We start from the raw sequence: 26,484 nt of genomic DNA, 5'->3' as shown, positions 1-26,484 counted from the left end.
GCATGAGCACGGTTTTAAAAATGGAGCATATCGAGAAAGTTTATGGCAATCAGGTCCGCGCTTTGCATGATATCAGTCTGGAGGTCAGAGCCGGAGAATTTGTCGCTGTTATAGGTCCTTCCGGATCGGGCAAGTCCACCCTGCTGAGAACGGTCAATCAGCTGGTAGTCCCCAGCGGAGGTCATGTATACATCGACGGCGAGGAAGTTACCGGTGCGTCCGGCAAAAAGCTGCGGCTGCTGCGGCGTAAAGTCGGGATGATCTTTCAGCATTATAATCTTGTGCAGCGGCTGTCGGTAATGCAGAACGTGCTGCATGGGCGCTTGGGTTATATGTCGGCGTTGGACGGGATGCTGGGTAATTATACGGAAGAGGATAAACGTAAGGCGATTGACTTGCTGCAGGAAATCGAGATGGGCGATCGTTTATATAACCGTGCCAGTGATCTTTCGGGCGGTCAGAAACAGCGCGTAGGTATTGCCAGGGCGATTATGCAGGAACCGAAGCTGCTTCTTTGTGACGAACCGATCGCTTCACTGGACCCTAATGCGTCTAAAATCATTATGGATCTGATCTATCAGATGACGCAGCGCCGTAATATTGCCTGTATCGTCAATCTGCATCAGCTGGATGTGGCCATGCGTTATGCTACGCGCATCATCGGTCTGGCAAAAGGAGAAATGATTTTTGACGGAACCCCGCAGCAGCTGAATAATGCAGTGATAGAGAAAATTTATAATACTTCGATGGAAAATCTGATCATTAAGCAGGGTGAAAATTATGCCTGAAAAAATAAGTATAATGAATCCCCGTGAAAAACAGGTTTATACCTGGTTTTTAGTGGTCGTGCTGGTTTTGTTCTGCCTGGCGACTTATATTTCCCGTTTTAATCCGCTGGAGGTGCTTTGGGAACAGGGAGAATTCTGGAAATTTCTGTTTCAGGATTTCCTGCCGCCACGCTTCAATGCTTCGCCGGTAGTAGTAGAATCGATTCTTGTAACTTTTGCGTTGGCGGTTTCGTCCAGCTTCGTTGCGGCAGTGTTTGCTTTTCTTTTCGCTGTGTTCGGCAGCACTTCTTTATCACCCTGGAAGGGACTGGCCAGAACGATCCGGGGGTTTGCCACTTTTCTGAGGAATATCCCGACACTGGTCTGGGCTTTTATCCTTTTTTCGTCACTGGGTATTGGTACCGGTGTTGGTTTTATTGCTTTGCTGATTTCGACCTTTGCCTTTATGACAAGAGCGTTTATTGAAGTGATCGACGAGGTATCCTGTGATGCAATGGAAGGGCTGACGGCCTGCGGCGGTACGTTTTGGCAGAAGGTCTGTCAGGGTATCGTACCGACCTGCCTGACACAGTTTATCGCCTGGTTCCTGTACTGCATCGAACTTAATATACGCGCATCGACTATTGTGGGAATGGTAGGCGGCGGGGGGATCGGGCTGGTGCTGTTTTCCTATATCAAGTCGTTTAATTATGCCGGCGCGGCAGGAATTATTCTGGTTATTGCGGCGATGGTCATTATGGTGGAATTTTTAACTAATTATCTGCGAAGAAAGGTGTTGACATAAAATGGAGCAGACTTTTGTACAGGCGAGGGTGCAGTGTCTTGAGTTCAGTAACGGCAGGATCCGTGTTGCCCGCAGCGGGCAGGATAGTGAGCTGCGCTGGTTTTTAGCAGCTGTAACAGTCGTTTCGATAGTGGCGTTATATTATCTGCAGTTGGATTGGCTGAAGCTTATTTCCAGGCTGCCTGACCTGGGGAAGACCTTTGGTTTGCTGGCGCTGCTGGATTTTCACGATTTTGGGCTGACGCTGGAGGCCTTTTCCCAGACAGTGGCAATAACTGTGCTGGCAACTATTTACAGCGTTCTGCTGGGATTGGTATTAGCTGCCTTTGGTGCCCGTAACCTGATGAAAAATAAATTTGTGACGTATGCTCTGAGCGCGTTCTTTACGTTTCTGCGTGCCGTACCGACACCGGTTTGGGTATTGCTGGCGCTGGTCTGTCTGGGGTTGGGGCCTGCTGCGGGCATCGTAGGACTGTGTGTGCATGCCACAGCTTTTTTTGCCAGGGCTTTTACGCAAAGCTTTGAAGATGTGCCTGAGGAAGTGATCGAGGCGCTTGAGGCAACAGGAGCCAGTAAGCTGCATATTTTTTTGTCGGCGATACTGCCTGCGGCAGCTTCGCAGATCATGGCCTGGACTGGTCTGCGTTTTGAAATAAATTTTTCTGAATCAGCGATCCTGGGGATGATCGGTGCCGGCGGAATCGGCTTTGCGATTGCGAATAATATCCAGGGCTATCAGTTTGGGGCCGCAGGGCTGGCGATCGTACTGGTTTTTGTATTTGCCTATTGCGTGGAGCTGGTTTTTACAACAATCAAGAAAAACTATATCTGACAGATAAAGGGTGATGTTATGGAGAAAAAAGAGTTGTTCCGGATTATGGCGGCCGCCGATGGCAGTATGCTGCGTGAGCTGGCTCAGCCGCTGGCTGAAAAATATGGTGTCAGCGTTGTGAAGGCGCCTGCTAAAACACTGGCGATGATCAAGCTGCGTGAGCCGGTAAAAAACAGCCTGTTTTATCTGGGTGAGGCGCTGGTGTGCGATACAGTTGTGGAACTGGGTGGCACTAAAGGGACAGCTGTTGTGATGGGTGATGATTTTGACAAAGTCAGCTCCATGGCGGTGATCGACGCTGCTTTTAACAGGCAGGTCAGCGAACTGGATGAACTGAAGACAGTGCTGCAGCGGCTGTCTATGCGGCAGCAGCGGGAACAGGAACTGGAAAACGGATTGTATGCCAAAACGATGGTTGATTTTCAGACTATGGATCAGGAGTAAAGATAATGCAGAAAGCTTATGAATTTGATTTTGTATATGACACTCAGGCTGCTTTCCGTCTGCTGCTGGAAGCGCTGAGCAATCCGGGACGCATCGTTGAGCTGGGACCTCTGGCCCGGAAACTGGGTGGAGCTTATGCCATGCCGCTGACTGTGGCGGCAGTGCTTTTGGACAATGAGGTCAGTTTTGCAGTCTGCGGTTCTCCTGCGCTGGCAGAGAAAATTACTGAGCTGACTCTGGCTAAAACAGCTGCTGTGAGTAAAGCGGATTATATCTTTGTGACGGAGAATGCGGATTGGCAGGAAGCAGTACAGGCTGCTAAGTGCGGTACACTGCGCGATCCTCATAAAAGCGCGACTGTCATTTTGTGCACAGCGGATCTGCAGGCAGGCAAGCTGCAGCGGATCAGCGGGCCCGGGATCAAGGCTGTCCAGGAAATAATTATGTGCCCGGAACTGCAGGCGGCTTTGGGGAAACGTGATGAGCAGGAATATGAGTATCCGCTGGGCCTTGATTTTTTTGTGCTGGATCAGCGGGGCTGCCTGATGGGTATACCACGTAAAACAAGAATAGAAAGCAGGTGAACAGATGGCTTATGTGGCAGTTTCCGGCGGTCAGGAAGCAATAGAGGAAAGCATCAGGCTGCTGCATTGTATGCGCGGCAGTACTTTTAAAGAGCTGGAAGTAGAAGCGATAGAAAAAAAGCTGGGCCTTTTAGTGGACCGGGTAATGAGCGAGTCTGGCTTATATGCGCCGGCTTATGCGGCACTGGCTTTGAAACAGGCGGAAGGCAGTATCGAAGAAGCAGTTTTTTTGCTGCGGGCTTATCGTTCGACTTTGAGCCGTAATTATTATACCCTGCCGGCCAGCGGAACAGAGATGCGCGCTGTCCGCAGGATCTCGGCAGCCTTTAAGGATATCCAGGGCGGACAGATCCTGGGAGCGACCTATGATTATACACATCGATTGATTGAATTTAAACAGCCGTCGGCAGTGGAATTATGCGCCCGGCGTCAGTGCTGCCTTAAAGAGGCGAAGCCTGTACCGATAGTAAAGCTGCCGAGGGTTTCGGAGTATCTGAAGGCAGAGGGATTGATCGACAGCTGTGAGATCGATGATATGGAACCTGTGGATGTAACGAAGAATGTTCTGGAATTCCCTGCTGACAGAAGCGCACGTCTGCAGACTCTGACCCGGGCTGACGGGGGCTTTATCGGCGGACTGGCGTATAGTTCGATCCGTGGTTATGGCGCCGTACATCCAACTGTAGGTGAACTGCGCTGCGGCTATGTGGAGCTGGAAGTACCATATTTGTTTGACGAGACGGAAAGTATCTGCATCGGTGAAATTTTGCTGACGGAAGTAGAGGGCTTTATTCCTGAGGATGACGATAAGAAACTGAAATTGGCAGTAGGCTATGGCGCAGTTTTGGGGCGGAACGAAAATAAGGCGATCTCGATGGCGGTGCTGGACGCATCGTTGGAAACAGAAGGGCCTGCTCCTGCGCAGGATGAAGAATTTGTACTGCTGCATGGTGATTCGCTGGAGATGAACGGCTTTATTTCTCATTTGAAGCTGCCGCATTACGTTACCTTCCAGTCTAAGCTGGACAGCGTACGCAAGACCAGAAAGGAGCCGGAGCATGAATCCTGAATATAATTTTGCTTTCCTGGACGAAGGTTCTAAACGGGAAATCAGGCGCAGTATTTTAAAGGCGGTGGCTGTACCCGGTTATCAGGTGCCGTTCGGCTCGCGCGAACTTCCGATAGGGCGCGGCTGGGGGACGGGAGGCATTCAGCTCACTTTGTCGCTGATCGGTCCGCGTGATGTTTTGAAGGTTATCGATCAGGGCAGCGACGATAGTGTCAACGCTGTCAATATCAAGAAATTTATCAATTTGTGCAGCGATGTGGCGACTACTACAGACAGTACGGAAGCAACCCTGATCCAGACGCGTCATCGTATACCCGAGGAACCGCTGCGTAATGACCAGCTGCTGGTTTTTCAGGTGCCTTTGCCGGAACCGCTGCGGGTGATAGAACCAAGCGAGGAAGCAACGAAGCTGATGCATGCAGAAGCAGATTACACGGGCATTTGGCTGCAGCTTTATGAAAGCATTATGAAATATGGCAAGGTCACGATTGCTACGGAATATCCGGTTACTGTTGAGGACAGATATGTTATGAACCCCAGTCCGATCCCGAAATATGACAATCCCAGACTGCATGAGTCGGAATGTCTGTATTTATTCGGAGCAGGGCGCGAGAAGAAAATTTATGCGATCCCGCCTCATACAAAGGTCGTGTCGCTGGCGTTTGACGATGTGCCTTTTGAGATCGAACATATGGAAGGTCGCCGCTGCCGTTTATGTGGAGCGGAAAATGTTTATTTTGACGAGCTTATCGACAGAGAGACAGGCGCTGTCAGCTATCAGTGCTCGGATACAGGTTACTGCTCTAAACGAAGGCTGCGCAAGGAGGCGGACTGCTGATGCGTACTAAAGAGGAATATTATGAAGATACATTAAAAAACAGGGCCTTGCTGGAGAGCCAGGAGGTGCTGGACTGCAGTTGTCCTTACAGCCGCTGCGAATGGCACGGGAAGTGCCGCGAATGTGTAGCGCTGCATCGTTATCACGCTGAGCATCTGCCCTGTTGCCTGCAGCCGCTGCTGAGGGAGAAGATCACGGTGCTGGCGGGGTGCTGTGAAATGGAAACCACTTCCAGAGTCAAAGAATCTGAGAAATTCCGTGAATATGTAAAAGAACAGGATGCTGTGCGCGGAAAGGGGCGGCAGATATGATTAATAAAGAAGAGGCCGTTTTACAGGTGCGCGATCTGCTGCTGCGTTATGGCAACGGCTGCGAGTGCTGCCGCAGCCGGCAGCCGCTGGAAAAGAACCGCTGTCCCCGCTGCGGTACTGTCTGGGCTGTACGCAATGTATCCTTTGACGTTTATCCCGGAGAAGTATTAGGCATTGTCGGTGAATCAGGCTCAGGAAAATCCAGCGTGATGAAAAGTCTGTATTTCGATCATGAAGTAACAGGAGGAAGTGCCTTTCTGAAGCAGTATCAGGATGGAAAGGTCAATATTTTCGGCGCCAGTTCACAGCAGCGCCGGTATATCAAAAATCATCTGATGGGGATGGTTTATCAGAATCCTCTGCTGGGTCTGCGTATGGATTATTCATCTGCTGCCAATGTTGCTGAAAAGATCATTGCCGCCGGCAACCGTAATGTAGCTTTTATGGATGGCAGAACAGTGGAGCTTTTGGAAGCGGTGGAGATACTGACTTCCAGGCGTGCGGAACCGCCCAGAAATTTTTCGGGCGGTATGCAGCAGCGGGTACAGATCTCCAAGGCGCTGGCCAATAATCCGGGGCTGCTGCTTTTGGATGAGGTCACCACCGGGCTGGATCTTTCGGTACAGGCCAAGGTTTTAGACCTGATCAGGAAAATACGCAGCCGTTATAATATTTCGATCATTCTGGTTTCGCATGATCTGGCAGTGATCAGGATGCTGGCAGACAGGACGATGGTCATGCTGGATGGCCAGGTAGTGGAAAGCGGTCTTACCGATCAGATTTTAGAGGATCCGCAGCATGCTTATACACAGCAGCTGGTACACTCATTGCTCTAACAGCGGCGCTGCCGCGGGAAAGGATGACTATGAAAACAGCTATTTATAATGGTAAACTGATCACACCTGCCGAGGTGTTGGAAAATAAAGTGCTGGTGTTGGAAAATGACCGTATTATTGATATTCTTGCAGAGGATGTTATCGATCTGGGGCAATATGATGAAAAAATCGATGCGCACGGAAGGTATGTCTGCCCCGGTTTTATCGATACTCATTCTGACAAGATCGAACAGATCATTCAGCCGCGTCCTACCAGCGTGATGGATTTCGAGATGGGACTGAAGGAGATCGAGCGGCAGTTGATCAATCAGGGGATCACAACGATCTACCATTCGATATCACTCTACCAGGACGATTATTTTGGGGCTTCGGAGCTGCGCTATAAGAAAAATGTGCTGAAGCTGGCTGAGCTGATCAATAATATCCACGAGCGTCATCACCTTATTCATCATCGTCTGCATTTGCGGATCGAGATCGATAATCTGGAAGCGTTTGATATCGTCAGCAAAATGCTGCGGGAAAAAACAGTGCATGAGATATCGTTTATGGACCATACGCCCGGGCAGGGGCAGTACCGCAATATCGAGACTTACCGCAAAACTATTACCGCTTATCACGGCGAAACTGTAACAACGCTGGGGTTTGAGGGCGTGCTGGAACATCATAAAAACAAACGGACCCTGAGCTTTGAACAGCTGCATGAGCTGGCGGAACTGGCCAGGGCTAACGGAATCCCCGCAGCGTCACATGATGACGATACTGCTGCCAAGCTGCAGGTAAATAAGGAGCTGGGCGTTGCTATCAGTGAATTTCCCATTACGATCGACGTTGCCAGGCAGGCACAGCAGTTAGGTTTGGCTACAGTGGTCGGAGCCCCTAATATTCTGCTGGGCGGTTCACATACCGGCAATCTGTCTGCGGCAGAAGCGGTCAAGGAAGGCTGCGCCGATATTCTCTGCTCCGACTATTATCCTGCGGCAATGCTGCACAGTATTTTCATTATGCATAAGCAGCACGGCGTGCCGCTGCCGGAAATCGTCAATAAGCTGACGCTGAATCCGGCCAGAGCGATGTGTATCGATAACGATTATGGCTCGTTGGCGGTGGGAAAAAAGGCCGATCTGCTGATTATCAAGATTTTAGACGGTTATCCTGTTATTACTCACGCTTTGGTTGACGGCAAGGTTATTTCACAGTTGGAATACAGGGTTTAGGAGGAGTTATGGAGATACTTGCCATTGAAGGGCTGACGAAAAATTTTTATCTGCATAATTTGGGCAAAACTATCAAGAGCTGCCGCGATATCGGTTTCACGCTGCATGAGGGTGAATTTATCGGTATAGTGGGGCGTTCCGGTGCCGGTAAGTCGAGCATTCTTAAATGTATCAACCGTACCTATCTGCCGCTGCAGGGTACGATCGTTTATAACAGTCAGGCTTTTGGGCCTATTGATTTGGCTCAGGCCGACGAGCGGCAGATGCTGCAGCTGCGCCGCTATGAAATCGGTTATGTGGCTCAGTTTCTGAATGTGATGCCGCGTACGACGGCAAAAGAGCATGTTATGTCGGCACTGCTGGAGATCGGCGTCGCCGCCGGCGAGGCCGAGCGCCGTGCTAAGGAAATGCTGGATTATTTTCGTTTGCAGGAGGAATTGTGGGATATTTATCCGCAGACCTTTTCCGGAGGTGAAAGGCTGCGTTTGAATCTGGCGCACGCTATGGTCAAACGGCCGCGGCTGATGCTGCTGGACGAACCAACGGCGTCTCTGGATAATAAGACTAAAGTTTTAGTAAAGGATATTCTGCAGCAGTTAAAAGAAGAAAAGACCAGTATGCTGGGAATTTTTCATGATCTGGAATTTATGGAAGGCGTTTGTGATAAGGTCTTCAATATGTCCGAAGGGAGTTTTGCCTGATGCGCGGTGATCTGCACTTACATTCTGCATATTCTGACGGCAGCGCTACGGTGATTGAATTGATCCAGCAGGCGGTGAGCAGGGGGCTGACCCATATCGCCATTACCGACCATGACCGGGTGCCGCGCTGCGGTGATATTCCGCCGGTCACTGCTTTGAAGGTGATGCCTGGAATCGAGATTTCGGCCTATGATTTTCAAAAGCAGCGGAAGGCGCATATTTTAGGTTATGCCATGCGTGACACGAGATCAGTGACGGCCTTCTGCCGTCCGCTGCTGGAACGCAGGCAGGCTAATAGCCTGCGTCAGATCGCACTTCTGGCAGAGCATGGTTTTCGTATCCGTCCTCAGAATTTTGTGAAACGGGCCGGACACGTTATTTACAAACAGCATCTTATGGAATATTTGGTGGCGACGGAGCAGGTAGAAGAAATGTTTGGCACTTTTTATCATGAAACATTTAAAAACGGCGGTTATTGTGATTTCGATATTGAGTACCTGGATGCTGCCGCTGCCGTGCGTGTGATTACAGAAGCCGGAGGATTGGCAGTATTGGCCCATCCGGGGCAGCAGCAAAATCTTGAGCTTGTGCCTGAACTGGTCGGGTATGGCTTAAAGGGTATTGAGCTGGAACACCGTAAAAATACAGAGGCTGATAAAGAAGCTATCAGACAGATGGCTGTTCAATACGGTTTATTTCTTACCGGCGGCAGCGATTACCACGGCACACTGGAGGATGGCAGCAGTGAGCTTGGTTCCTGCCTGGCGACGGAAAACGCTCTGCGGATAATATTTAATAATAACAGTGATAAATAAAAAGAACGCATTATCCAATGCGTTCTTTTTATCATTTATGCTGTTGTTTACGTTCTTTACGTTTGGCACGCTTTTCTTCTTCTTCTTTTTTTGCGGCCGCACGTTTTTGATAATCCAGATAGAAAAAATACAGGCAAGCCGGTACGCCGACTGCGAAAAAACCTATCCAGCGGTTGCCTAAAAAATATTCTGTCGCCATACCGGCGGCAAAGGTTGCGAGAACTACATAAAGCATAGCGTTGCTCCTTTATAGTTTAAATAAATTTAAAAGCTTTTCACTGACGATGATATTGTTATGGGGCACTTTCTGCCAGTTGAACAACGGAAGCAGTTCTTTGGCACTGACTGATTCAGGTGCCGGCAGCAGTCCGGCCAGGAAGGCAAGGAGGCCGATGAGCGGCTGAGGACTGACAAAATGCTGACGGAGAAAGCCGAGATCCAGATCACGGTCGCGTTTGGAAAGACGTCTGCCATCTGCAGCCATCAGCAGTGGTACATGAATAAAAGCCGGTGGGGTAAAGCCCAGCAGCTGGTACAGATAAAGCTGCTGCGGTGTGGAACTGAGCAGGTCGCAGCCGCGGACAATTTCCGTGATGCCCATCAGGGCATCGTCGACGACCACTGCCAGTTGATAGGCGTAAACACCGTCGCTGCGCCGCAGGATGATATCGCCGCATTCAGCAGCCAGGTTCTGCGTATACGGACCATAATGTCCGTCGATAAAGCTGACAGCAGTATCAGGAAGCCGCAGCCGCTGTGCCGGGTCTTTGGTGCGGGCTTTGGCAGCAGTCTGTTCGGCTGTCAAATGGCGGCAGGTACCGGCGTATAGAATGCGTCCGTCACTTAGATGCGGTGCCTGGGCGGCGTGCAGCTCAGCCCGGTTGCAAAAGCAGGGGTAAGTCAGTCCCAGTTTTTGCAGCTGTGCAAAATAGGCGGCATAGATGTCAAAACGGCGGCTTTGATAATAGGGTGCATCTTTTCCGCCGGCGCTGCCTCCGGTATCCCATTCCAGGCCCAGCCAGTGCAGATCATCTTCTAAAAGCATGTCGCTGCCGGCAGGGCAGCGGGGCTTGTCAAGGTCTTCGATACGCAGTGTGATGGTTCCGCCCTGTTTTTTTGCTGACAGCCAGGCCAGCAGGGCGCAGAAAACATTGCCGAGGTGCATTCTGCCGCTGGGCGTAGGGGCAAAGCGCCCGCAGACGGCTTTTGCCATAAACCGACCGCTCCTTTCAGACTTTTTTATTATTGTATCACGGAGCGGGAGACAAAAAAAGGTTTGCTATAAAATAAACAGCACCTGCTGCTGAACAGGTGCTGTGAAAGTTTATTTAAAGAAAGGCCAGACGATAGGGATAACGATCATGGAAACGATAAAACTTACGAAAATCAAAGGAGTGCCAACTTTAACATAATCCATGAAACGATAGCCGCCAGGTCCTAAAACCAGTGTGTTAGGCGGTGTACCGACAGGAGTGGCATAGGCGCAGGCGATGCCGATGGTGATCGACATGACGACGGCGTGAGGTGAAGCACCTATCTGTTGGGCAATAGCAACTCCGATGGGGCAGAGTAATGTTGCTGTTGCTGTGTTGGACATAAATTGTGTCAAAAAGCTGGATACTAAAAATAACAATGCGGCTACGAATAAGGGTGAAGGCGTGCCGCCGAGCAGGTCGACGCAGAATTTAGCCAGCAGTTTGCCGGCACCGGTTTTATCCATGGCCGATGAAACGGAGATCATACCGGCGAACAGGAAGATTGAAACCCAGTCGATGCTGGCATAAGCTTGCTTTTCAGTCAGGCAGCCGGTCAATACGGCGACGAGCGCGCCGATAACAGCCGCCATTTCCAGGGTAATGAATTTCAGGTTCAAAGCCATAACGATGACTACGCCTAAAAGGATCAGACCGGAAATAAGCTGTTTTTGAGGATTGTCATTACTGACGTCGAATTCCTGTTCGATTTCTATATCGGCGGCCGCATTGACTTTAGGAAGAAAACGGTAGCCGATGAACATCATGTACAGGGTGCCGGCGATAGCGATAGGAATACCGACCCAGGCAAATTCAAAAAAGCCAAAAGGCCTGAAACCTGCTTCGACTAAAGCGTTGGAAGCGATCAGGTTCGGCGGTGTACCGATAATAGTGAAGATGCCTCCGAAAGCGATGCCGAATGCCAGCGGCAGCAGCTGCCTGGAAGCCGGAAGCCTGGCAGCGGAGCAGATGCCCAGTACAACAGGCATCAGGCAGGCCGTCGTGCCGGTATTAGACAAAAAACCTGACAGGACAGCGCCGATGATCATGATACCCAGCATCAGGCTTTTTTCGCTGGTACCGAATACCGAGACTACTTTTTTCCCGATGTTCTGCGCCAGCCCGGTATGGAACATTGCTGCACCGACGACGAACATGCCGGCAAATAGGAGTACTGAAGAATTGGAAAGGCCGGAAAAGACGGCTTTGGGTGTGATGAAGCCTAACAGGCCGCAGGCAACGGCGCCGCCGATCGATGTGACGGCAAGCGGAATCAGTTCGGTAATGAAAAGTAAAGCAATAACAGCAAGCAGTAATAAAAATTGTACGTCCGGGGTCATGATTATCAACTCCTTCTCTCCAGAAAATAACAGTCTTGCTGAAGCTGGCAATAGACAGTACAGCAGGACAATTTATGGGTAAAAAATACCGCAAAGATAATGTGCCGCTTAAAGGTGTATGAGGTTACCTGTTAAAGGACATTATTTTGCGGTTTACAAACGAAGCTATTTTATTTTCAAAGGATGTACAGCTGACTATAAAGGAATATTTCCGTGACGTTTCGCAGGGCGGGTCTCGCGTTTGCTCTGCAGCATTTGCAGGGCGTTGATGACAGTGGGACGGGTGTTCTGCGGTTCGATGACCAGATCGACCATACCTCGCATCGCAGCCTGATATGGTGTGGCAAAGTTGTCGATGTATTCCTCAGTTTTGGCTTTTACATCAGGGTCGTTTTTGAAAATGATATTAGCTGCACCGGCAGGACCCATTACTGCTACCTCCGCAGTTGGCCAGGCTATGACCTGATCGGCACGGAGGTCCTGTGAGCACATGGCGATGTATGAACCGCCGTAGGCTTTACGGGTAATGACTGTGATCTTGGGTACAGTAGCTTCGGAATAAGCATACAGCATTTTGGCTCCGTGGCGGATAATACCGCCGTATTCCTGATTACAGCCCGGCAGGAACCCGGGAACATCTACCAGATTCAGCAGGGGGATATTGAAGGCATCGCAGAAACGGATAAAGCGTGCCGCTTTATCAGAGGCGTTGATATCAAGGCAGCCTGCCATGATTTTAGGCTGGTTGGCAATGATCCCAACAGTCTGTCCGTCCATACGGGCAAAACAGGTGATGATATTTGCAGCCCAGTATTGTTGTGATTCATAAAATTCGCCGTTGTCAACAATTGATGTGATAACGGTTTTCATATCGTAGGCCTGATTGGAATTGTCCGGCAGCAGGGTATTCAGTCTGGCGTCGATCCGCTGTGGAGCATCTCCTGTGTCGACGACAGGCGCCGCTTCCAGATTATTTGAAGGCAGAAAGCTGAGAAGATAACGGATTTGCCGCAGACAGTCGCTATCATTTTCAGCGGCAAAATGCGCTACGCCGGAAGTACCGTTATGGGTCATGGCGCCGCCTAATTGTTCCTGGGTCACATCTTCGCCGGTGACGGCTTGAACAACTGCTGGGCCGGTGATGAACATTTTAGAGGTGTTTCTGACCATATAAATAAAGTCTGTCAGTGCCGGACTGTAGACTGCGCCGCCGGCTGAAGGTCCCATAATGGCCGAGATCTGCGGGATTACTCCCGAGGCCAGAGTATTATTGAAAAAAATCTTGCCATAGCCGGACATGGCATCGACAGCTTCCTGAATACGTGCTCCGCCGGAATCGTTAAGTCCGACAAGCGGCGCACCCATTTTCAGAGCCAGGCGCTGGACTTTGACGATTTTTGCGGCGTGCATTTCGCCTAAGGAACCGCCTTCGACTGTAAAATCCTGGGCAAAAACGTAGACCAGACGGCCGGAAACAGTACCATAGCCGGTTGTGACTCCTTCGCCGGGCAGCGCCTTTTGGGACTGGCCGAAATCAGTACAGCGGTGTTTGACGAAACGGTCTAATTCAACAAAGGAGTTTTCGTCCAGCAGTGAGGCGATCCTTTCCCGTGCTGTCATTTTACCGGCTGCGTGCTGTTTGGCGATACGTTTTTCCCCGCCTGCCGCTAAAACTACAGCTGTTTTCTGCAGCATTTTTTCTATTTTTACCTGGGTTGACAAGGGAAACACCTCCTGAATGGTTGGCTGTTAAAGCCAGTGTGATTTAAGAGAACTGTTTTACCGGCTGCGGTCAGTGGGTATTGGCGTTGATAAAATCGACGATATTACCGGTAGGAGTACCTGGGGTAAAGACTTCGGCTACACCGGCGGCTTTTAAACCGGGAATATCAGTATCAGGGATAACGCCGCCGCCGATAACCAGTACATCGTTTAAACCTTTGGCCCGCATTAATTCGACCACTTTTGGGAACAGGGTGTTATGTGCTCCGGAAAGCAGGCTCAGGGCGACGACCTTGACATCATCCTGAAGAGCTGCTTCAGCGATTTGTTCCGGGGTCAGCCTGATCCCGGTATAAATAACTTCAAAGCCTGCGTCACGTAAGGCGCGGGCGACGACTTTGGCGCCGCGGTCATGTCCGTCAAGGCCTGGTTTAGCTACTAAAACACGAATTTTCATTTACAACACTCCTCAATAAAATATAGTTTTTTGATTTAAGCGGCAATAAATATCTGCCTGAGTTTATTTAACCTAATTATATAAGCTGGATATTTGTTTGAAAAATATGGATGTTTGTTAGGTGAACGGGTCGAAATTGATAAGTAACAATAAAAAATAAATGGTTAAAGGACCGGATGATTATAAAAACTGTCTAAAACCATTCAGAGGGCAGCCTGATAGATATTCTATCCAGTAAAGTTGGTTGTTTTTATATATCCAGATATCAAAAAATATTATAATTGGATAATATTTTAATGAAAATTTACAAATAGCGGCTTTGTGATATTTTAGTAACATTGCAGGATAAGTTGACGCAAAAGCGAATTATAACAGCAGGAAGAATCGCAAAGAGGTGATACCATGACCGAAGAAAAAGAATTACAGCCTGTCGATATAGAGTGGGAAGCTGAAAAGATCTGCCGCTGGGGAGCAGCCCGTGCCGGTGTGATTGTAGTTGCGCCTTTGGTGGGAACAATGGCTTTGATGGCTAACGAGGTCTATATGATTATGCGCCTGGGCGAGCTGCGCGGAGTAAAGCTGGAAGAAAGTGCTGTTTTGGGACTTTTGACTTCACTGGGGGCGACTTTTGTCGGTCAGACACTGGTAACGTTGATTCCAATAGCTCCGATCCAGGTGCCGGTAGGTGTATCGGTGACTTATGCTGTAGGCAAGGCCGCTAATGCCTGGATTAAGGCCGGGCGTCCCGAAGATATTGCTGAATTCCGGGAAGTTTATGAAAGCGCCCGTAAAGAGGGAATGAAGCACAGTGAAGATTTTGAAAAAATGGATTGCAAAGACACGCCTTTGGGCGATGAAAGCAAACGTTTTGAATTGCGTGAGCTGAAGGAAGCTTTGCGAAACAAATCAGGAAATTTGTTTTCTAAAATAGAAAAACATGCTGATCGGGCGGAAACGGTTTTATCAGAAAAAATCGCAACGGTCAGTGAAAGACTGCGGCCGTTGAAAGATAAGGGGCAGCTGTGGTTCTCGGCGCAGAAATGGGAGCAGCTGAGCCAGGGCGGTCTGGTAGTCCCTTATGATGAAATCGTGGATTATGTGCGTCAAAGCCTGGCCGGCAGCGAATTTACATTACAGTCTCTGGCTTATGCCGAGCCTGATCTGCTGCGGCTGGAGCTGCAGCATACAACGCACGGCACTTTGGAGCTGCTGCTGCAGGTCGAGGTGTTTAATGTCGATGCCGAAGCTGCTTTTACAAGGCTGAAGCTGGTCGATTTTGCAGTCGCAGACAATGATTTTGCGCAGCTGGTAGTGGAGCTGATGGGGAGCAAACTGATCATGGCTATCGTAGATCTGGTGATCGACAGGGTTGATATCGATGCGGATAGTGTTACGACCAAGTATGAGCAGGGCAGTATCAGTGTCGATTTTACGGCTGCGCTGCAGCAAAGCAGGCTGCAGCAGAAAAAAGTCCTGGATCGTTCACTGTTCGATGTAGTACATTTGGTTGAGCTGGTGCCTCAGGCCGATGGCGTTCTGGTAAAAGCTAAAACTGAATGGAAATAAAACCGTTTTATAAGGTGACGCTGCTTTGGGCAGCGCCACTTATTTTTTGCGTTTTTGCCGTTTTCGGTGTAGAATATACATACCTAGCTATATATATGTATGTATAGCTACGAAGGAGGAAATTAAGTGATTCGTAAAACTTCTGCCATGGTAGAAGCGGGCATTTTGGCCGCTATCGCCATAGTTTTTGCTATTATCAGCATGTATGTGCCGGTCATCGGCAGCTTTATCAATTTTTTATGGCCCCTGCCTATCGCTATCTGCGGTATGCGCAACGGACTGCGCTGGAGCGTTATGACGCTGATAGTAGCTGATATTGCCGTAGCAGTTCTGATCAGCCCGCTGCATGCTTTTTCGCTGCTGGCTGCTTTTGGTTTAGTGGGGCTGACCTTGGGCGAGTGTATGCGCCGCGGGTATAAGCCTTTCAAGCTGATGCTGATCAGCTCGGTGGCCTGCCTGATTTCTATCGGTGCCAGTTTTTTGATTGCGCTGTATATCATGGGTATCCAGCCGGTCGATATGATGTTTACTTCATTGGAAGAGGCTGCCCGTGAGAGCGTAGGCTATTACCAGTCCATGGGAATGAGCCAGACCGAGATCGACGCAGCCGTTAAAAGCAATGCCGAGATGCTTCGGATGATGCGACTGATCATGCCGGGAGCTTTTTTCCTGTGCGCTCCGATTATTGCCTTTGTCAATTATCTGGCCGCACGTAAAATTTTGAGTAAGCTGGGAGCTGCTTTTGAGGAGTTTCCTCCTTTTACGCAATGGAACGTACCTGGCTGGCTGCTGTGGCCTTATGGTATTTCGCTGCTGATGGTTTCCTATTATGTTCAGTATCCGGAAAGCCTGATGTACCATATCTCAGTTAATCTGCAGGTGATAACCAGTGTTTTCTTTGTATTGCAGGGTATTGCTTTGATCTATTGGTGGCTGGAAAAAAACAATAAACCGAAATGGTGGGGAACTGTATCGGTGGCACTGTTGTTTTTTGTCCAGATATTTTCTCAGATTATTGTGTTTGTGGGCGCGTTTGACCTGGTATTTGATTTCCGTAATCTCAGCGGGAAAAGGACTTCCAAGCGCGCATAGAGATGAGGCGAGTATATGTTTAACAAAATTTGGGATTCGCGCAGTGATATCATACCGCTGATACTGATCGTTTTTCTGACGTTCATTATCGGTTTTTACGAACCGTTATGGATACCGGTATGTATTCTGCTGATCGGCCTGCTGTATTATTACAACAAAAAAAGTCTGCGCAGTAAGGAAGTACGCTTTAACAGCTATCTGGATACGGTAGTGCGTAATATTGAGCGTACTAATCATCATGCCGTTCAGAATCTGGATATCGGGATGGCTGTTTTTGCCAAAGACGGTAAATTGCAGTGGAAAAATGAGCTGTTCAGTAAATATGTGGGTACTAAAAATCTGGAGGGCAAACGTCCGGAAGATGTTCTGCCGCTGCCGGCCAATGCGTTCGACACGCTGAGCGTGAAGGACGGCGAACGCCTGATCCAGATCGAGGACCGCTACTATAATTTGAAGCATTGCCGGGTGCAGACATCGGAAAAAGGTGAGAAAAAAGGCACGGGCCTGATGGTTTATCTGAGCGACGTGACTGATTTTGAGCTGCTGCGCCAGAAATATGATAATGAGAAGCTGTGTCTGGCCTACGTCAGGTTTGATAATTATGAAGACGTGATGAAGGGTATGAGCGAAACGACCCGCGCCAATATCAGCGGCGAGGTCAATGAAGTACTGAGCAAGTGGGCCGAGGAAGAAAACGGCTTTATCAGCCGTTCTAATAAAGAATTGTGTCTGATTGGTTTTAATCAGGCGGTCCTGCGTGATTTAATGGAGCAGAAATTCCCCGTTTTAGACAGTGTACGTGAGATCCATGTCGGCAATAAGATCACTCCGACAGTGAGCATTGGTATTGCCTGCGAAGGCGACAATCTGGAAGAACTGAGCCAGAACGCAGTCAAAGCATTGGATCTGGCGCTGGGGCGCGGAGGCGACCAGGTGGTCGTAGCCGTAGACGGCGGGACACAGTTCTTTGGCGGCACGACTACCGTAACTGCTAAAAGTACACGCGTGCGCGCACGTATCGTAGCGCATACGATCCATGAACAGATCATTGCCGCAGATAAGGTTTTCGTTATGGGGCATATGATGGAGGACTTTGATTCGATCGGTAGTGCTATCGGTGTAGCGAAAATGGCGCTGTCACTGCAGAAGGAAACTTATATCGTTGTCAGCGGCGAAACTGACGCACTGGATAAGATCAAGGAAATGCTGCAGCGTGATGAACTGAAGCTGATCCAGGATGATGAACAGTACCTGGAACTGATGCTGGAAGGACCGGAGGCAATGGCCCATATTACGCCCGGCAGCCTGCTGTTTCTGGTCGACCATCACCGGCCGATGCTGTGCGCAAGCAAAGAGGTTATGGAAGCGATCCCGAAACGGATCATTATCGACCATCATCGCCGTGCGGAAGACGCCATCAAAGAAACGGTGCTGCAATATATGGAGCCTTCTTCTTCCTCGACCAGCGAACTGGTGACGGAGCTTGTAGGCTATTTTAATGACCGTCTGGAATTTACTAAAGGCGAAGCGACCGCGCTTTATGCGGGCATCGTTGTCGATACGAAAAATTTTGCCGTACAGACCGGTGAGCGCACCTTTGAAGCGGCAGCTTTACTGCGCCGCAGCGGGGCTGACCCGACTGTGGTAAGGCAGCTGTTCAAGGACGATATGGAAACCTTCCAGATCCGTTCGCGGCTGATTGCCGAAGCAGAAAGCCCGGAACCGGGACTGATCGTTTCCGTTTATGAACAGGCTCCCAAAGAAGCGAAATCATCAGTCATAGCGGCTCAGACTGCCGACACGATGGTTGCCATCAGCGGTATTTATGTCAGTGTCGTTATTGTGGAATATGTTGACGGTTCGCTGGGCATCAGTGCCCGCAGCGACGGTACGGTCAACGTACAGATCATTATGGAAGAGCTGGGCGGCGGCGGTCATCAGACTGTGGCCGGCGTACAGCTTGACAATAAGAGGGCTGTGGATATCATGCCGCAGATCATCTCTTTGGCAAAAAAACAGTTAGAGGAGATTGATAACAATGAAAGTGATCTTACTGCAAGATATTAAAAGTTTAGGTAAAAAAGGCGATATCGTAGAAACGGCCGAAGGTTATGGCCGCAACTATCTGCTGCCTCGCAAATTAGCGAAAGAAGCCAGTGCGGCTAATTTAAATCAGGCCAAGCAGGATCAGGCCAATGCTGCCCGTCGTGCCGCGCAGAAAAAAGATGAAGCTACCGTTCTGGCAGCTCAGATCGAAAAAGTGACCGTTACCTTGAAGGTACGTGTCGGTGATAATGGGAAAATGTTCGGCTCGGTTGCGTCTAAAGACGTGGCGGAAGCATTGATCGAACAGACCAAGCTGGATATCGACCGCCGGAAGATAGAACTGAAAACACCTGTTAAGGGTTTAGGCAATTATACAGCTGTAGCTAAACTGCACCCTGAGATTGCTGCGGAATTTGCCGTAGTAGTTGAAGCGGAATAAGCGAAAGACAGGGAAGGTTATGCAGGACAGAGTACCACCGCAAAATATAGAAGCCGAGCAGTCAGTGCTGGGCGCGATGCTGATCGAGAAAGAGGCTATCCCCAAGGTCATGGAGATCCTGCGGGATACTGATTTTTACCGTGAGGCGCACCGCGTCATTTTTAACGCTATGCTGGAGCTTTACAATAAGAACGAAGCTGTGGATATGATCACGGTGACGGAGATTCTGAAGCGTGACAACAAGCTGGAGGATGTGGGCGGTATCGCTTATGTCACTTCGCTGGCTAATGCTGTGCCGACTGCGGCCAACGTAACCTATCATGCGAGCATTATTGAAGAAAAATCGATTCTGCGTCAGCTGGTTTCCGTATCGACGCAGATCGCTTCGATGGGTTATGAGGCTAATGATGATGTGAAAAACATCATCGACAGTGCTGAAAGCAAGATTCTGGAGATTTCCAACCGGAAGAAGACAGCTGATTTTACGCCGATCAATGAGATCGTTCTTGATTCTTTTAAGAGTATCGAAGCGCTGATGGGCAATAAGAATGGTCTTACCGGACTGCCTACAGGCTTTGAAGATCTTGATAATCTGACCTCCGGCCTGCATGGCAGTGATTTTATCATCCTTGCGGCCCGTCCTTCCATGGGTAAAACTGCTTTTGCGCTCAATGTGGTACAGAATGTGGCGATCCGAGCTGCCAAAAAGGTTGGCGGAGCTCCGAAAACAGTTGCTTTTTTCAGCTTGGAAATGAGCAAGGAGCAGCTTGTACAGCGTATGCTCTGCGCCGAAGCCAACATTGATTCGCAGCGGCTGCGTATCGGCGAGCTGCGTGATGAAGATTGGGCGATGCTCATCAATACGGCAGATACGCTTTCCAGTGCTAATATCTATATCGACGATACAGCAGGTATCACTGCCATGGATATGAGGTCGCGCGCCCGCCGGCTGAAAGCCGAACACGGTCTTGATCTGATCGTAGTCGATTATCTGCAGCTGATGCAGGGCAGCGGTAAAAAGAACAACAGCGGTGACCGGCAGCAGGAGGTTTCAGAGATCTCACGTTCGTTGAAAGCGCTGGCCCGTGAGCTTGATGTTCCGGTCATTGCTTTATCGCAGCTGAGCCGCAGCGTCGAAGCGCGTCAGGTCAAACGTCCGATGCTGTCTGACCTGCGTGAGTCTGGTTCTTTGGAGCAGGATGCGGATATCGTAGCCTTTTTATATCGTGAAGATTACTATAATCCGGAAACGGAGAATAAAAATATTACCGAACTGATTATCGCTAAGCACCGTAACGGCCCTGTCGATACGGTCAATCTGTTCTTCCACAAACAATATACCAAATTTGTGGGACTCAGTAAGCGTAAGGAGTAAACTCAGACCTGTGAGCAGATGAGAAGGAGGCGGCGCGTGGAAATATGGATGGAGCAGCTGATGGCTTTTTTGCAGAAGCATTGGCAGTTTACTATCATCGGCTGCGGCCTGCTGATTTTTATCGGCGCGCTTTTAAACTGGCGTTGGGTCTGCGAATTTGACCACAGGCGGGTGCGCCCGTTTGCCTTTGATACGCTGGTACATGATTTTTTCGGCGATCAGGGGTATCGTTTTCTGATGGGTATCAGTGGACTGGTCATTATTTTGTGTGGTCTGGTATTTTTATTTTTGTCATAAATAATGGAGCGCTTTAAAGAAAAACAGCGTGAACGCCTGTGATAACAGGTTTTCACGCTGTTGTTTATTTTGCGAATGTTTTAAATAAATTTGCAAAAAATGTTCAGTAGTATTGCAGTGAAGAACTGAAAATGTTATGATATGAGAGGATAAAAAAGTTTATTTATAAGAGAGGAAGAACGCAAGCAGGCCTTCTTCCTATTCTTATTGCAAAAAACACCGATTTTACGGGGGGAAACAAAAAAATGATCGAACGTTATACTCATCCCGAGATGGGTCATATCTGGACTTTGGAAAACGAATTCCGAACAATGCTGCAGGTAGAAATTCTGGCCTGCGAGGCGATGAACAAACTGGGCATCGTTCCTGATGACGCATTGAAGGATATTCAGACTAAAGCTGATTTCCGCATCGAACGCATCAAAGAAATCGAAGCTGTCACCAACCATGACATCATTGCTTTTCTGACCAATGTGGCCGAATATGTGGGCGATGCTTCCAAATACATCCATAAAGGCCTGACCTCCAGCGATGTCAAGGACACCGCTTTGGGTGTGATGATGAAACAGTCTGCCGACCTTTTACTGAGTCATCTGGAAAAATTCCATGCTGTCCTGAAACGCCGTGCCGCTGAACACAAGCATACGATTATGATCGGTCGTACTCATGGCATCCATGCCGAACCGATGACCTTCGGGCTGAAGTTTGCGCTGTGGATGGATGAGACAGAGCGCAATATCGAACGGTTGAAGCAGGCGCGTGATTTTATTGCGGTCGGTAAGCTTTCGGGCGCAGTCGGCACTTACTCCAATATTGACCCGTTTATTGAAGAATATGTTTGTGAAAAATTAGGTATCAAGGCTGCCCGTCTGGCTACCCAGGTCATTCAGCGCGACCGCCATGCCGATTTTCTGACTACTTTGGCGATCATTGGTTCTTCTCTTGATAAAATGGCTACGGAAATCCGTAATCTGCAGCGTACGGACATTCGTGAAGCTGAAGAATATTTTGCTCCCGGGCAAAAAGGCTCCTCGGCGATGCCGCATAAACGTAATCCCATCACCTGCGAAAAAATCTCCGGTATGGCGCGTTTGCTGAGAGGGTATGCCGTTGCTGCGCTGGAAGATGTCGCTTTGTGGCACGAACGCGATATTTCCCACTCTTCTGTGGAACGTGTGATTTTACCGGATGCTACTATCGCGCTGGATCATATGCTGCGTAAATTTACCGGTATCGTCGACAAGCTGCTGGTTTATCCGGAAGCGATGATGGCGAACCTGAACAAAACCGGCGGCCTGATCTTCAGCCAGAATCTGCTGATCGCACTGGTCAGCAAGGGCGTGCTGCGTGAAGACGCTTATAAATGGGTGCAGCGCAACGCTATGGCCCGCTGGCTTGAAGGCGCTGATTTTAAGACCAACGTGGAAATGGATGCGGATATCCAAAAATATCTCTCCAAAGAAGAAATCGAAGCTTGCTTCGATCCTAAACCCATGCTGCGTCATGTAGATTTGATTATGTCCCGCTTCGGATTATGATTTAGATAAGGAGATGCTCACATGTCATCTGTTGTAGTTATTGGTGCCCAATGGGGCGATGAAGGTAAAGGTAAGATTGTTGATTATTTGGCACAGAAAGCCGATGCCGTCGTACGTTATTCCGGCGGTTCCAACGCAGGTCATACGGTAGTCGTCAATGACGTTTCCTATAAACTGCGTCTGCTTCCCTCCGGTGTTTTGTACAGTGATAAGACTAATGTGCTGGGTAACGGCGTCGTTATCAACCCCGGCGTAGTTCTGCATGAAATTGCTGATATGAAGGCTAAAGGCATCAGCTGCGACAATCTGGTCATTTCTGACCGTGCGCATGTGGTGCTGCCTTACCATGCCCGTCTGGATGAACTGCAGGAAGCAGCTTTGGGCTGTAATAAGATCGGTACGACCAAAGGCGGTATTGGCCCCTGCTATATGGATAAGGTTGCCCGTACCGGCATCCGCATCTGTGATTTGATGGAACCCGATACTTTTGCAGAAAAGCTGAAAATCAACCTGGAAGCCAAAAATGCCATTATTACTAAAATTTATGGCGGCGAACCTTTTGATTATGAAACTATGCTGCAGGAATTTTTGGCTTATGCCGAAGAGCTGCGGCCGTATATTGCCGATACCGGCGTAGTTTTAGACGAAATTTTCAGCGAGGGTAAAAACGTGCTGTTTGAAGGCGCGCAGGCTACTTTCCTTGATATCGATCATGGTACTTATCCGTATGTTACCAGCTCGAACCCGACTGCCGGCAATGCCAGCACCGGCAGCGGCATCGGCCCCCGTTATATCGACCATGTGGTGGGCGTAGTCAAGGCTTATACGACACGCGTCGGCGAAGGTCCCTTTGTTACTGAGCTGCTTGATACTGACGGACCCGGGCATCAGATCCGTGAAACAGGCCATGAATACGGTACCGTTACCGGACGTCCCCGCCGCTGTGGCTGGCTTGATGCTTTCATGCTCAAATATTCCGCACGTCTGAACAGCCTGGACTGCCTGGCAGTGACCCGTTTGGATATTCTCGATAAAATGCCGAAGATCAAAATGTGCGTCGGCTACAAGATCGACGGACAGGAAATCAAACAGATTCCTGCCAGCCTGAACGTTCTGGCAAAGGTTGAACCGGTTTTTGAAGAGTTTGAAGGCTGGCTGACTGATATTACGTCTATCCGCACCTTTGACGAGCTGCCTGTTCAGGCGAAAACTTATCTGAACCGTCTGAGTGAGGTTGCCGGTGTCGAACTGGGTATTGTTTCCGTAGGTCCGGAACGTGAACAGACTATCGTACTGAAAAAATTGCTGTAAATCAAAAATTTAAACCGTCAGATTTTTTCTGACGGTTTTTATATTTTTGAAAATTATTTCTTGACAGAACAGTGAAAGGTAGTTATAATTATATCGTTGTCAAGTTGGCTTGAAACTTGATAACTATGTGATCCACTAGCTCAGTCGGTAGAGCACCTGACTTTTAATCAGGGTGTCCCGCGTTCGAGTCGCGGGTGGATCACCATTTTTTTTGTCTGGATGTTTGCCTGATGAAATAAAATCCCGCTTCTTATGACAGAAGCGGGATTTTTTGTTTATGCGGGCCTAAAGTAAAGCCTGCCGCAGTTTTTGTACCAGTACTGCTGGTTCCGGGCAGGTCATCAGGCTGCTCATCAGACAGGCGCCGGCGGCGCCTGTTTTTTTTATCTGTCCGATATTGGCAGGAGTGATCCCGCCGATAGCGTAGACGGGCAGGGATGTAGCGGCGCAGACGGCGCTGAGAAAATCAAGACCGCGTCCGGGCAGCCCCTGCTTGCAGTTTGTAGCAAAGATATGCCCGGCTATTAAATAATCGGCGCCCAAGTCAGCGGCACGTACCGCTTCGTCAGCATGGTGGATGGAAACGCCCAGGCATTGTACCTGTGCCCGCAGCTGAGGCTGGCATAGGAGCTGCTGATAGCTTACCTGCAGTCCATACGTATCAAGCCGGCGGCAGATGTCCTGATAAGTATGCAGGATCAGCGGCAGCTGATGTGTCCGGCAGATTTTCTGCACCTGTGAGGCCTGCCGATAATATTCCTGCGGCGGTAATTCTTTGGCACGGAAAATAAGAGCGTCGATTTCAGAAGCAGCTAAAAGCTGGAGCTGCGTCCAAAAATTTTCAGGACAGGAAGCTTGGTCGGTAACGGCGAGCAGCTTAAACATAGACATAATCACTCATGACCGGCTGCAGTCCTCGATTCGTCAGCATTGCGCAGATTTCACGGACGGTACGGCTATCGTCGATCAGGAACTGTTCGTCGCCTTTGCTCTGCTGGCTGTGACCGCCGATGCCAACTTCAACGCCGGCAGAAATTTTAGTTGCAGCAAGTCCGACTACGTTATCGCGGAAACGGGCGCATTCACGGGAGGAAATAGTGAGGGAGGCAAAGGGCATAAAGATGCGGTAGGCGCAGATGATCTGCAGCAGCTGCCGCTCATGGACGTCTTTGGGATTGATCTGCTCATTGTTGATGATGGGGCGCAGGCGCGGACAGGAAAAAGCGATCTCGGCCTGAGGGTATTTACGTTGGAGCAGATAAGCATGCAGACCTGTTGCCAAAGCGTCACGGCGAAAATCATCCAGTCCCAGCAGAGCGGCAAAGCCAACTCCGCGCATTCCGCCCTGTAAAGCCCGTTCCTGTGCATTAAAACGATAGGGGAAAATACGTTTACGTCCGCCCAGATGCAGCTGACCGTATTTATCAGGGGCGTAGGTTTCCTGGAAAACGGTGACGAAGTCAGCTCCGCATTGATGCAGATAGGCATAATCACTGCTGTCCATGGGGTAGACCTCAAGACCGACAACACGAAAATATTTGCGGGCCAGCCGGCAGGCTGCACCAATATACTGTACGTCGCTCATAGTCGGGCTTTCCCCGGTCAGGATCAGGATTTCTTCCAGGCCCTGAGCGGCAATAGCCTGCATTTCCGTTTCTATTTCAGCGGCAGTAAGCTTGGCGCGTTTGATATTGTTGTAGCAGTTAAAGCCGCAGTAGATGCAGTGATTTTCGCAGTAGTTGGCGATATAAAGCGGGGTGAACAGATTGACGGCATTACCGAAATGTTTACGTGTTTCTGCCTGTGCCCTTTGTGCCAGCTGTTCCAGAAATGGTGCTGCGGCCGGCGCGAGCAGTGCGGCGAATGCTTCAGGCGTCAGGTGATCCTGAAGCAGGGCCTGTTTCACGTCGTCCGCCGTATAAACAGTTTCGTCGTAAGCTGCACGGGCGGCCAGCACCTGTTCCATAATAGCTGACGAGGTTATTTCCATATCCGGCTGATAAGCCATCGGATCGGTATGCTGATCGATTTTCATATTCATATCACCTGTCTTCCAAAAAGCCTGTCAGAGGCGATGAAGCAGCCGCACCCTGCTCTAAAACACGTCCCGGCCCGGCTAAGTAAGCGGCACGCCCTGCTTCAACAGCCTGCTTGAAGGCTGCAGCCATCAGAGGGATATCGCCGGCTGTAGCGATGGCGGTATTGGCCATGACGGCAGCGGCACCCATTTCCATGGCTTCACAGGCCTGGGAGGGGCGGCCAATCCCGGCGTCGACGATAACAGGCAGTGCTATCTCATCAATAATGATCTTGATAAAATCGCGGGTTGCCAGCCCTTTGTTGGAACCGATCGGCGCTCCCAGGGGCATGATCGAGGCTGCGCCTGCGTCACGCAGATCTCGGGCGGTGTTAAGGTCGGGATACATATAAGGCATGACGATAAAGCCTTCTTTAGCGAGGATTTCCGTTGCCCTGATCGTTGCCTGATTGTCCGGCAGCAGATATTTAGAATCACGGATGATCTCCAGTTTGATAAAATCGCCGCAGCCGCAGGCACGGGCCAGCCTGGCTATGCGTATTGCTTCTTCAGCAGTACGGGCACCTGAGGTGTTGGGCAGCAGTGTGATGCCTGAGGGAATAAAATCGAGGATATTGTCCTGCTGCGATTGAGCGCGCCTCAGCGCTAAGGTGATGATTTGCGCCCCGGCCTGTTCGGCAGCGGCTTTGATCAGCGGAAGCGAATATTTGCCGCTGCCAAGAATAAAGCGGGAGCTGAAGCTGTAGCTGCCTAAAATAAGTTTATCTTCTTGCATCGTAGTTTAAAATTCTCCT

Annotated in this window: 28 protein-coding genes and 1 tRNA gene; 21 read left to right on the top strand and 8 right to left on the bottom strand. The window is 49.7% G+C overall.

Annotation, left to right across the window (positions count from 1 at the left end; translation table 11 throughout):
- Window positions 1-2: 2 nt before the first annotated feature.
- The 12 genes from phnC to PFJ30894_RS01615 are packed head-to-tail and all read left to right on the top strand — an operon-like array spanning window position 3 to window position 9,216.
- Window positions 3-788 (top strand): phosphonate ABC transporter ATP-binding protein, encoded by a 786-nt coding sequence (gene phnC / locus PFJ30894_RS01670; protein WP_021717774.1) that lies wholly within the window; start codon window positions 3-5, stop codon window positions 786-788.
- Window positions 781-1,572 carry a PhnE/PtxC family ABC transporter permease gene (locus tag PFJ30894_RS01665; protein ID WP_021717773.1) on the top strand — a complete coding sequence of 264 codons (792 nt, stop codon included), beginning with the start codon at window positions 781-783 and terminating at the stop codon, window positions 1,570-1,572. The genes phnC and PFJ30894_RS01665 overlap by 8 nt, the downstream gene beginning before the upstream one ends.
- A gap of 1 nt (window position 1,573) precedes the next feature.
- Complete coding sequence (locus PFJ30894_RS01660; RefSeq protein ID WP_021717772.1) at window positions 1,574-2,404, top strand: PhnE/PtxC family ABC transporter permease; 831 nt, start codon at window positions 1,574-1,576, stop codon at window positions 2,402-2,404.
- Between the two features lie 18 nt (window positions 2,405-2,422).
- Window positions 2,423-2,848 (top strand): phosphonate C-P lyase system protein PhnG, encoded by a 426-nt coding sequence (phnG, locus tag PFJ30894_RS01655; protein WP_125668858.1) that lies wholly within the window; start codon window positions 2,423-2,425, stop codon window positions 2,846-2,848.
- A gap of 5 nt (window positions 2,849-2,853) precedes the next feature.
- Window positions 2,854-3,432: a phosphonate C-P lyase system protein PhnH gene (gene phnH, locus PFJ30894_RS01650; protein ID WP_021717770.1), complete on the top strand. Its 579-nt coding sequence runs from the start codon at window positions 2,854-2,856 to the stop codon at window positions 3,430-3,432.
- 4 nt (window positions 3,433-3,436) lie between these two features.
- Window positions 3,437-4,501 (top strand): carbon-phosphorus lyase complex subunit PhnI, encoded by a 1,065-nt coding sequence (locus PFJ30894_RS01645; protein ID WP_125668857.1) that lies wholly within the window; start codon window positions 3,437-3,439, stop codon window positions 4,499-4,501.
- Complete coding sequence (locus PFJ30894_RS01640) at window positions 4,491-5,339, top strand: alpha-D-ribose 1-methylphosphonate 5-phosphate C-P-lyase PhnJ (RefSeq protein WP_021717768.1); 849 nt, start codon at window positions 4,491-4,493, stop codon at window positions 5,337-5,339. The genes PFJ30894_RS01645 and PFJ30894_RS01640 overlap by 11 nt, the downstream gene beginning before the upstream one ends.
- Complete coding sequence (locus PFJ30894_RS01635; RefSeq protein ID WP_113077906.1) at window positions 5,339-5,650, top strand: hypothetical protein; 312 nt, start codon at window positions 5,339-5,341, stop codon at window positions 5,648-5,650. The genes PFJ30894_RS01640 and PFJ30894_RS01635 overlap by 1 nt, the downstream gene beginning before the upstream one ends.
- Entirely contained in the window at window positions 5,647-6,486 is an 840-nt protein-coding gene (locus tag PFJ30894_RS01630; protein WP_125668856.1) for an ATP-binding cassette domain-containing protein, read from the top strand. Before PFJ30894_RS01635 ends, PFJ30894_RS01630 begins: the two co-directional genes overlap by 4 nt.
- 29 nt (window positions 6,487-6,515) lie before the next feature.
- On the top strand, window positions 6,516-7,700 hold the full coding sequence (locus PFJ30894_RS01625; protein ID WP_021717765.1) for an alpha-D-ribose 1-methylphosphonate 5-triphosphate diphosphatase: 1,185 nt from the start codon (window positions 6,516-6,518) through the stop codon (window positions 7,698-7,700).
- Window positions 7,701-7,708: 8 nt separating this feature from the next.
- On the top strand, window positions 7,709-8,401 hold the full coding sequence (locus tag PFJ30894_RS01620; RefSeq protein WP_113077903.1) for a phosphonate C-P lyase system protein PhnL: 693 nt from the start codon (window positions 7,709-7,711) through the stop codon (window positions 8,399-8,401).
- The gene (locus PFJ30894_RS01615) at window positions 8,401-9,216 is read left to right on the top strand and encodes a PHP domain-containing protein (protein ID WP_125668855.1); all 816 of its coding nucleotides are present in this window, start codon (window positions 8,401-8,403) and stop codon (window positions 9,214-9,216) included. Before PFJ30894_RS01620 ends, PFJ30894_RS01615 begins: the two co-directional genes overlap by 1 nt.
- A 31-nt stretch (window positions 9,217-9,247) precedes the next feature.
- On the opposite strand, the gene PFJ30894_RS01610 is transcribed toward PFJ30894_RS01615, so the two are convergent.
- From PFJ30894_RS01610 to PFJ30894_RS01590, 5 genes are all read right to left on the bottom strand, one after another.
- Window positions 9,248-9,451, bottom strand: a complete 204-nt coding sequence (locus tag PFJ30894_RS01610) for a hypothetical protein (RefSeq protein ID WP_125668854.1) — start codon at window positions 9,449-9,451, stop codon at window positions 9,248-9,250.
- Window positions 9,452-9,463: 12 nt separating this feature from the next.
- On the bottom strand, window positions 9,464-10,429 hold the full coding sequence (gluQRS, locus tag PFJ30894_RS01605; RefSeq protein WP_125668853.1) for a tRNA glutamyl-Q(34) synthetase GluQRS: 966 nt from the start codon (window positions 10,427-10,429) through the stop codon (window positions 9,464-9,466).
- Between the two features lie 111 nt (window positions 10,430-10,540).
- A complete protein-coding gene (locus PFJ30894_RS01600; RefSeq protein WP_021717760.1) occupies window positions 10,541-11,809 on the bottom strand; it encodes an SLC13 family permease in 1,269 nt (422 codons plus the stop codon).
- A gap of 195 nt (window positions 11,810-12,004) precedes the next feature.
- A complete protein-coding gene (gene mmdA, locus PFJ30894_RS01595; RefSeq protein ID WP_125669912.1) occupies window positions 12,005-13,504 on the bottom strand; it encodes a methylmalonyl-CoA decarboxylase subunit alpha in 1,500 nt (499 codons plus the stop codon).
- A gap of 97 nt (window positions 13,505-13,601) precedes the next feature.
- Window positions 13,602-13,988, bottom strand: a complete 387-nt coding sequence (locus PFJ30894_RS01590) for a cobalamin B12-binding domain-containing protein (protein ID WP_021717758.1) — start codon at window positions 13,986-13,988, stop codon at window positions 13,602-13,604.
- A gap of 402 nt (window positions 13,989-14,390) precedes the next feature.
- On the opposite strand from PFJ30894_RS01590, the gene PFJ30894_RS11855 reads away from it, so the two are divergent.
- The 9 genes from PFJ30894_RS11855 (at window position 14,391) to PFJ30894_RS01545 (ending at window position 23,857) form a co-directional block, all read left to right on the top strand.
- Complete coding sequence (locus PFJ30894_RS11855; protein WP_197714964.1) at window positions 14,391-15,554, top strand: hypothetical protein; 1,164 nt, start codon at window positions 14,391-14,393, stop codon at window positions 15,552-15,554.
- Window positions 15,555-15,680: 126 nt separating this feature from the next.
- On the top strand, window positions 15,681-16,646 hold the full coding sequence (locus PFJ30894_RS01580) for a YybS family protein (protein ID WP_125668852.1): 966 nt from the start codon (window positions 15,681-15,683) through the stop codon (window positions 16,644-16,646).
- 15 nt (window positions 16,647-16,661) lie between these two features.
- The gene (locus PFJ30894_RS01575; RefSeq protein WP_021717755.1) at window positions 16,662-18,713 is read left to right on the top strand and encodes a DHH family phosphoesterase; all 2,052 of its coding nucleotides are present in this window, start codon (window positions 16,662-16,664) and stop codon (window positions 18,711-18,713) included.
- Entirely contained in the window at window positions 18,685-19,131 is a 447-nt protein-coding gene (rplI, locus tag PFJ30894_RS01570) for a 50S ribosomal protein L9 (RefSeq protein WP_021717754.1), read from the top strand. Before PFJ30894_RS01575 ends, rplI begins: the two co-directional genes overlap by 29 nt.
- A 19-nt stretch (window positions 19,132-19,150) precedes the next feature.
- Window positions 19,151-20,506: a replicative DNA helicase gene (dnaB, locus tag PFJ30894_RS01565; protein ID WP_021717753.1), complete on the top strand. Its 1,356-nt coding sequence runs from the start codon at window positions 19,151-19,153 to the stop codon at window positions 20,504-20,506.
- A 36-nt stretch (window positions 20,507-20,542) separates the two neighbouring features.
- Window positions 20,543-20,803 carry an Imm17 family immunity protein gene (locus PFJ30894_RS01560; protein WP_021717752.1) on the top strand — a complete coding sequence of 87 codons (261 nt, stop codon included), beginning with the start codon at window positions 20,543-20,545 and terminating at the stop codon, window positions 20,801-20,803.
- A 245-nt stretch (window positions 20,804-21,048) separates the two neighbouring features.
- The gene (purB, locus tag PFJ30894_RS01555; RefSeq protein ID WP_021717751.1) at window positions 21,049-22,341 is read left to right on the top strand and encodes an adenylosuccinate lyase; all 1,293 of its coding nucleotides are present in this window, start codon (window positions 21,049-21,051) and stop codon (window positions 22,339-22,341) included.
- Window positions 22,342-22,362: 21 nt separating this feature from the next.
- Window positions 22,363-23,652, top strand: a complete 1,290-nt coding sequence (locus PFJ30894_RS01550; protein WP_113077898.1) for an adenylosuccinate synthase — start codon at window positions 22,363-22,365, stop codon at window positions 23,650-23,652.
- A gap of 129 nt (window positions 23,653-23,781) precedes the next feature.
- Window positions 23,782-23,857 (top strand) — tRNA-Lys (locus PFJ30894_RS01545).
- An 80-nt stretch (window positions 23,858-23,937) separates the two neighbouring features.
- On the opposite strand, the gene PFJ30894_RS01540 is transcribed toward PFJ30894_RS01545, so the two are convergent.
- The 3 genes from PFJ30894_RS01540 to PFJ30894_RS01530 are packed head-to-tail and all read right to left on the bottom strand — an operon-like array spanning window position 23,938 to window position 26,465.
- A complete protein-coding gene (locus tag PFJ30894_RS01540; RefSeq protein WP_113077897.1) occupies window positions 23,938-24,543 on the bottom strand; it encodes a thiamine phosphate synthase in 606 nt (201 codons plus the stop codon).
- On the bottom strand, window positions 24,530-25,693 hold the full coding sequence (gene thiH / locus PFJ30894_RS01535; protein WP_113077896.1) for a 2-iminoacetate synthase ThiH: 1,164 nt from the start codon (window positions 25,691-25,693) through the stop codon (window positions 24,530-24,532). Before thiH ends, PFJ30894_RS01540 begins: the two co-directional genes overlap by 14 nt.
- 1 nt (window position 25,694) lies before the next feature.
- Window positions 25,695-26,465 carry a thiazole synthase gene (locus PFJ30894_RS01530; protein WP_125668851.1) on the bottom strand — a complete coding sequence of 257 codons (771 nt, stop codon included), beginning with the start codon at window positions 26,463-26,465 and terminating at the stop codon, window positions 25,695-25,697.
- Window positions 26,466-26,484: the final 19 nt, after the last annotated feature.

The organism is Phascolarctobacterium faecium (genome assembly GCF_003945365.1).
GTDB classification, from domain to species: Bacteria; Bacillota; Negativicutes; order Acidaminococcales; family Acidaminococcaceae; genus Phascolarctobacterium; species Phascolarctobacterium faecium.
Note: the sequence above shows the minus strand (reverse complement) of the source record. Positions and strands in the feature narration are given on the sequence as shown.

Excerpts from the sequence above, each read along its gene's own strand:
- phnG (WP_125668858.1), top strand. The coding sequence starts at position 2,423 with ATGGAGAAAAAAGAGTTGTTCCGGATTATGGCGGCCGCCGATGGCAGT.
- purB (WP_021717751.1), top strand. The coding sequence starts at position 21,049 with ATGATCGAACGTTATACTCATCCCGAGATGGGTCATATCTGGACTTTG.
- PFJ30894_RS01600 (WP_021717760.1), bottom strand. The coding sequence starts at position 11,809 with ATGACCCCGGACGTACAATTTTTATTACTGCTTGCTGTTATTGCTTTA.
- PFJ30894_RS01615 (WP_125668855.1), top strand. The coding sequence starts at position 8,401 with ATGCGCGGTGATCTGCACTTACATTCTGCATATTCTGACGGCAGCGCT.
- PFJ30894_RS01640 (WP_021717768.1), top strand. The coding sequence starts at position 4,491 with ATGAATCCTGAATATAATTTTGCTTTCCTGGACGAAGGTTCTAAACGG.
- PFJ30894_RS01625 (WP_021717765.1), top strand. The coding sequence starts at position 6,516 with ATGAAAACAGCTATTTATAATGGTAAACTGATCACACCTGCCGAGGTG.
- phnC (WP_021717774.1), top strand. The coding sequence starts at position 3 with ATGAGCACGGTTTTAAAAATGGAGCATATCGAGAAAGTTTATGGCAAT.
- PFJ30894_RS01635 (WP_113077906.1), top strand. The coding sequence starts at position 5,339 with ATGCGTACTAAAGAGGAATATTATGAAGATACATTAAAAAACAGGGCC.
- dnaB (WP_021717753.1), top strand. The coding sequence starts at position 19,151 with ATGCAGGACAGAGTACCACCGCAAAATATAGAAGCCGAGCAGTCAGTG.
- PFJ30894_RS01645 (WP_125668857.1), top strand. The coding sequence starts at position 3,437 with ATGGCTTATGTGGCAGTTTCCGGCGGTCAGGAAGCAATAGAGGAAAGC.
- PFJ30894_RS01540 (WP_113077897.1), bottom strand. The coding sequence starts at position 24,543 with ATGTCTATGTTTAAGCTGCTCGCCGTTACCGACCAAGCTTCCTGTCCT.
- gluQRS (WP_125668853.1), bottom strand. The coding sequence starts at position 10,429 with ATGGCAAAAGCCGTCTGCGGGCGCTTTGCCCCTACGCCCAGCGGCAGA.
- PFJ30894_RS01620 (WP_113077903.1), top strand. The coding sequence starts at position 7,709 with ATGGAGATACTTGCCATTGAAGGGCTGACGAAAAATTTTTATCTGCAT.
- PFJ30894_RS01530 (WP_125668851.1), bottom strand. The coding sequence starts at position 26,465 with ATGCAAGAAGATAAACTTATTTTAGGCAGCTACAGCTTCAGCTCCCGC.
- PFJ30894_RS01665 (WP_021717773.1), top strand. The coding sequence starts at position 781 with ATGCCTGAAAAAATAAGTATAATGAATCCCCGTGAAAAACAGGTTTAT.
- PFJ30894_RS01575 (WP_021717755.1), top strand. The coding sequence starts at position 16,662 with ATGTTTAACAAAATTTGGGATTCGCGCAGTGATATCATACCGCTGATA.
- PFJ30894_RS01550 (WP_113077898.1), top strand. The coding sequence starts at position 22,363 with ATGTCATCTGTTGTAGTTATTGGTGCCCAATGGGGCGATGAAGGTAAA.
- thiH (WP_113077896.1), bottom strand. The coding sequence starts at position 25,693 with ATGAATATGAAAATCGATCAGCATACCGATCCGATGGCTTATCAGCCG.
- PFJ30894_RS01610 (WP_125668854.1), bottom strand. The coding sequence starts at position 9,451 with ATGCTTTATGTAGTTCTCGCAACCTTTGCCGCCGGTATGGCGACAGAA.
- PFJ30894_RS01590 (WP_021717758.1), bottom strand. The coding sequence starts at position 13,988 with ATGAAAATTCGTGTTTTAGTAGCTAAACCAGGCCTTGACGGACATGAC.
- phnH (WP_021717770.1), top strand. The coding sequence starts at position 2,854 with ATGCAGAAAGCTTATGAATTTGATTTTGTATATGACACTCAGGCTGCT.
- rplI (WP_021717754.1), top strand. The coding sequence starts at position 18,685 with ATGAAAGTGATCTTACTGCAAGATATTAAAAGTTTAGGTAAAAAAGGC.
- PFJ30894_RS01630 (WP_125668856.1), top strand. The coding sequence starts at position 5,647 with ATGATTAATAAAGAAGAGGCCGTTTTACAGGTGCGCGATCTGCTGCTG.
- mmdA (WP_125669912.1), bottom strand. The coding sequence starts at position 13,504 with ATGCTGCAGAAAACAGCTGTAGTTTTAGCGGCAGGCGGGGAAAAACGT.
- PFJ30894_RS01660 (WP_021717772.1), top strand. The coding sequence starts at position 1,574 with ATGGAGCAGACTTTTGTACAGGCGAGGGTGCAGTGTCTTGAGTTCAGT.
- PFJ30894_RS11855 (WP_197714964.1), top strand. The coding sequence starts at position 14,391 with ATGACCGAAGAAAAAGAATTACAGCCTGTCGATATAGAGTGGGAAGCT.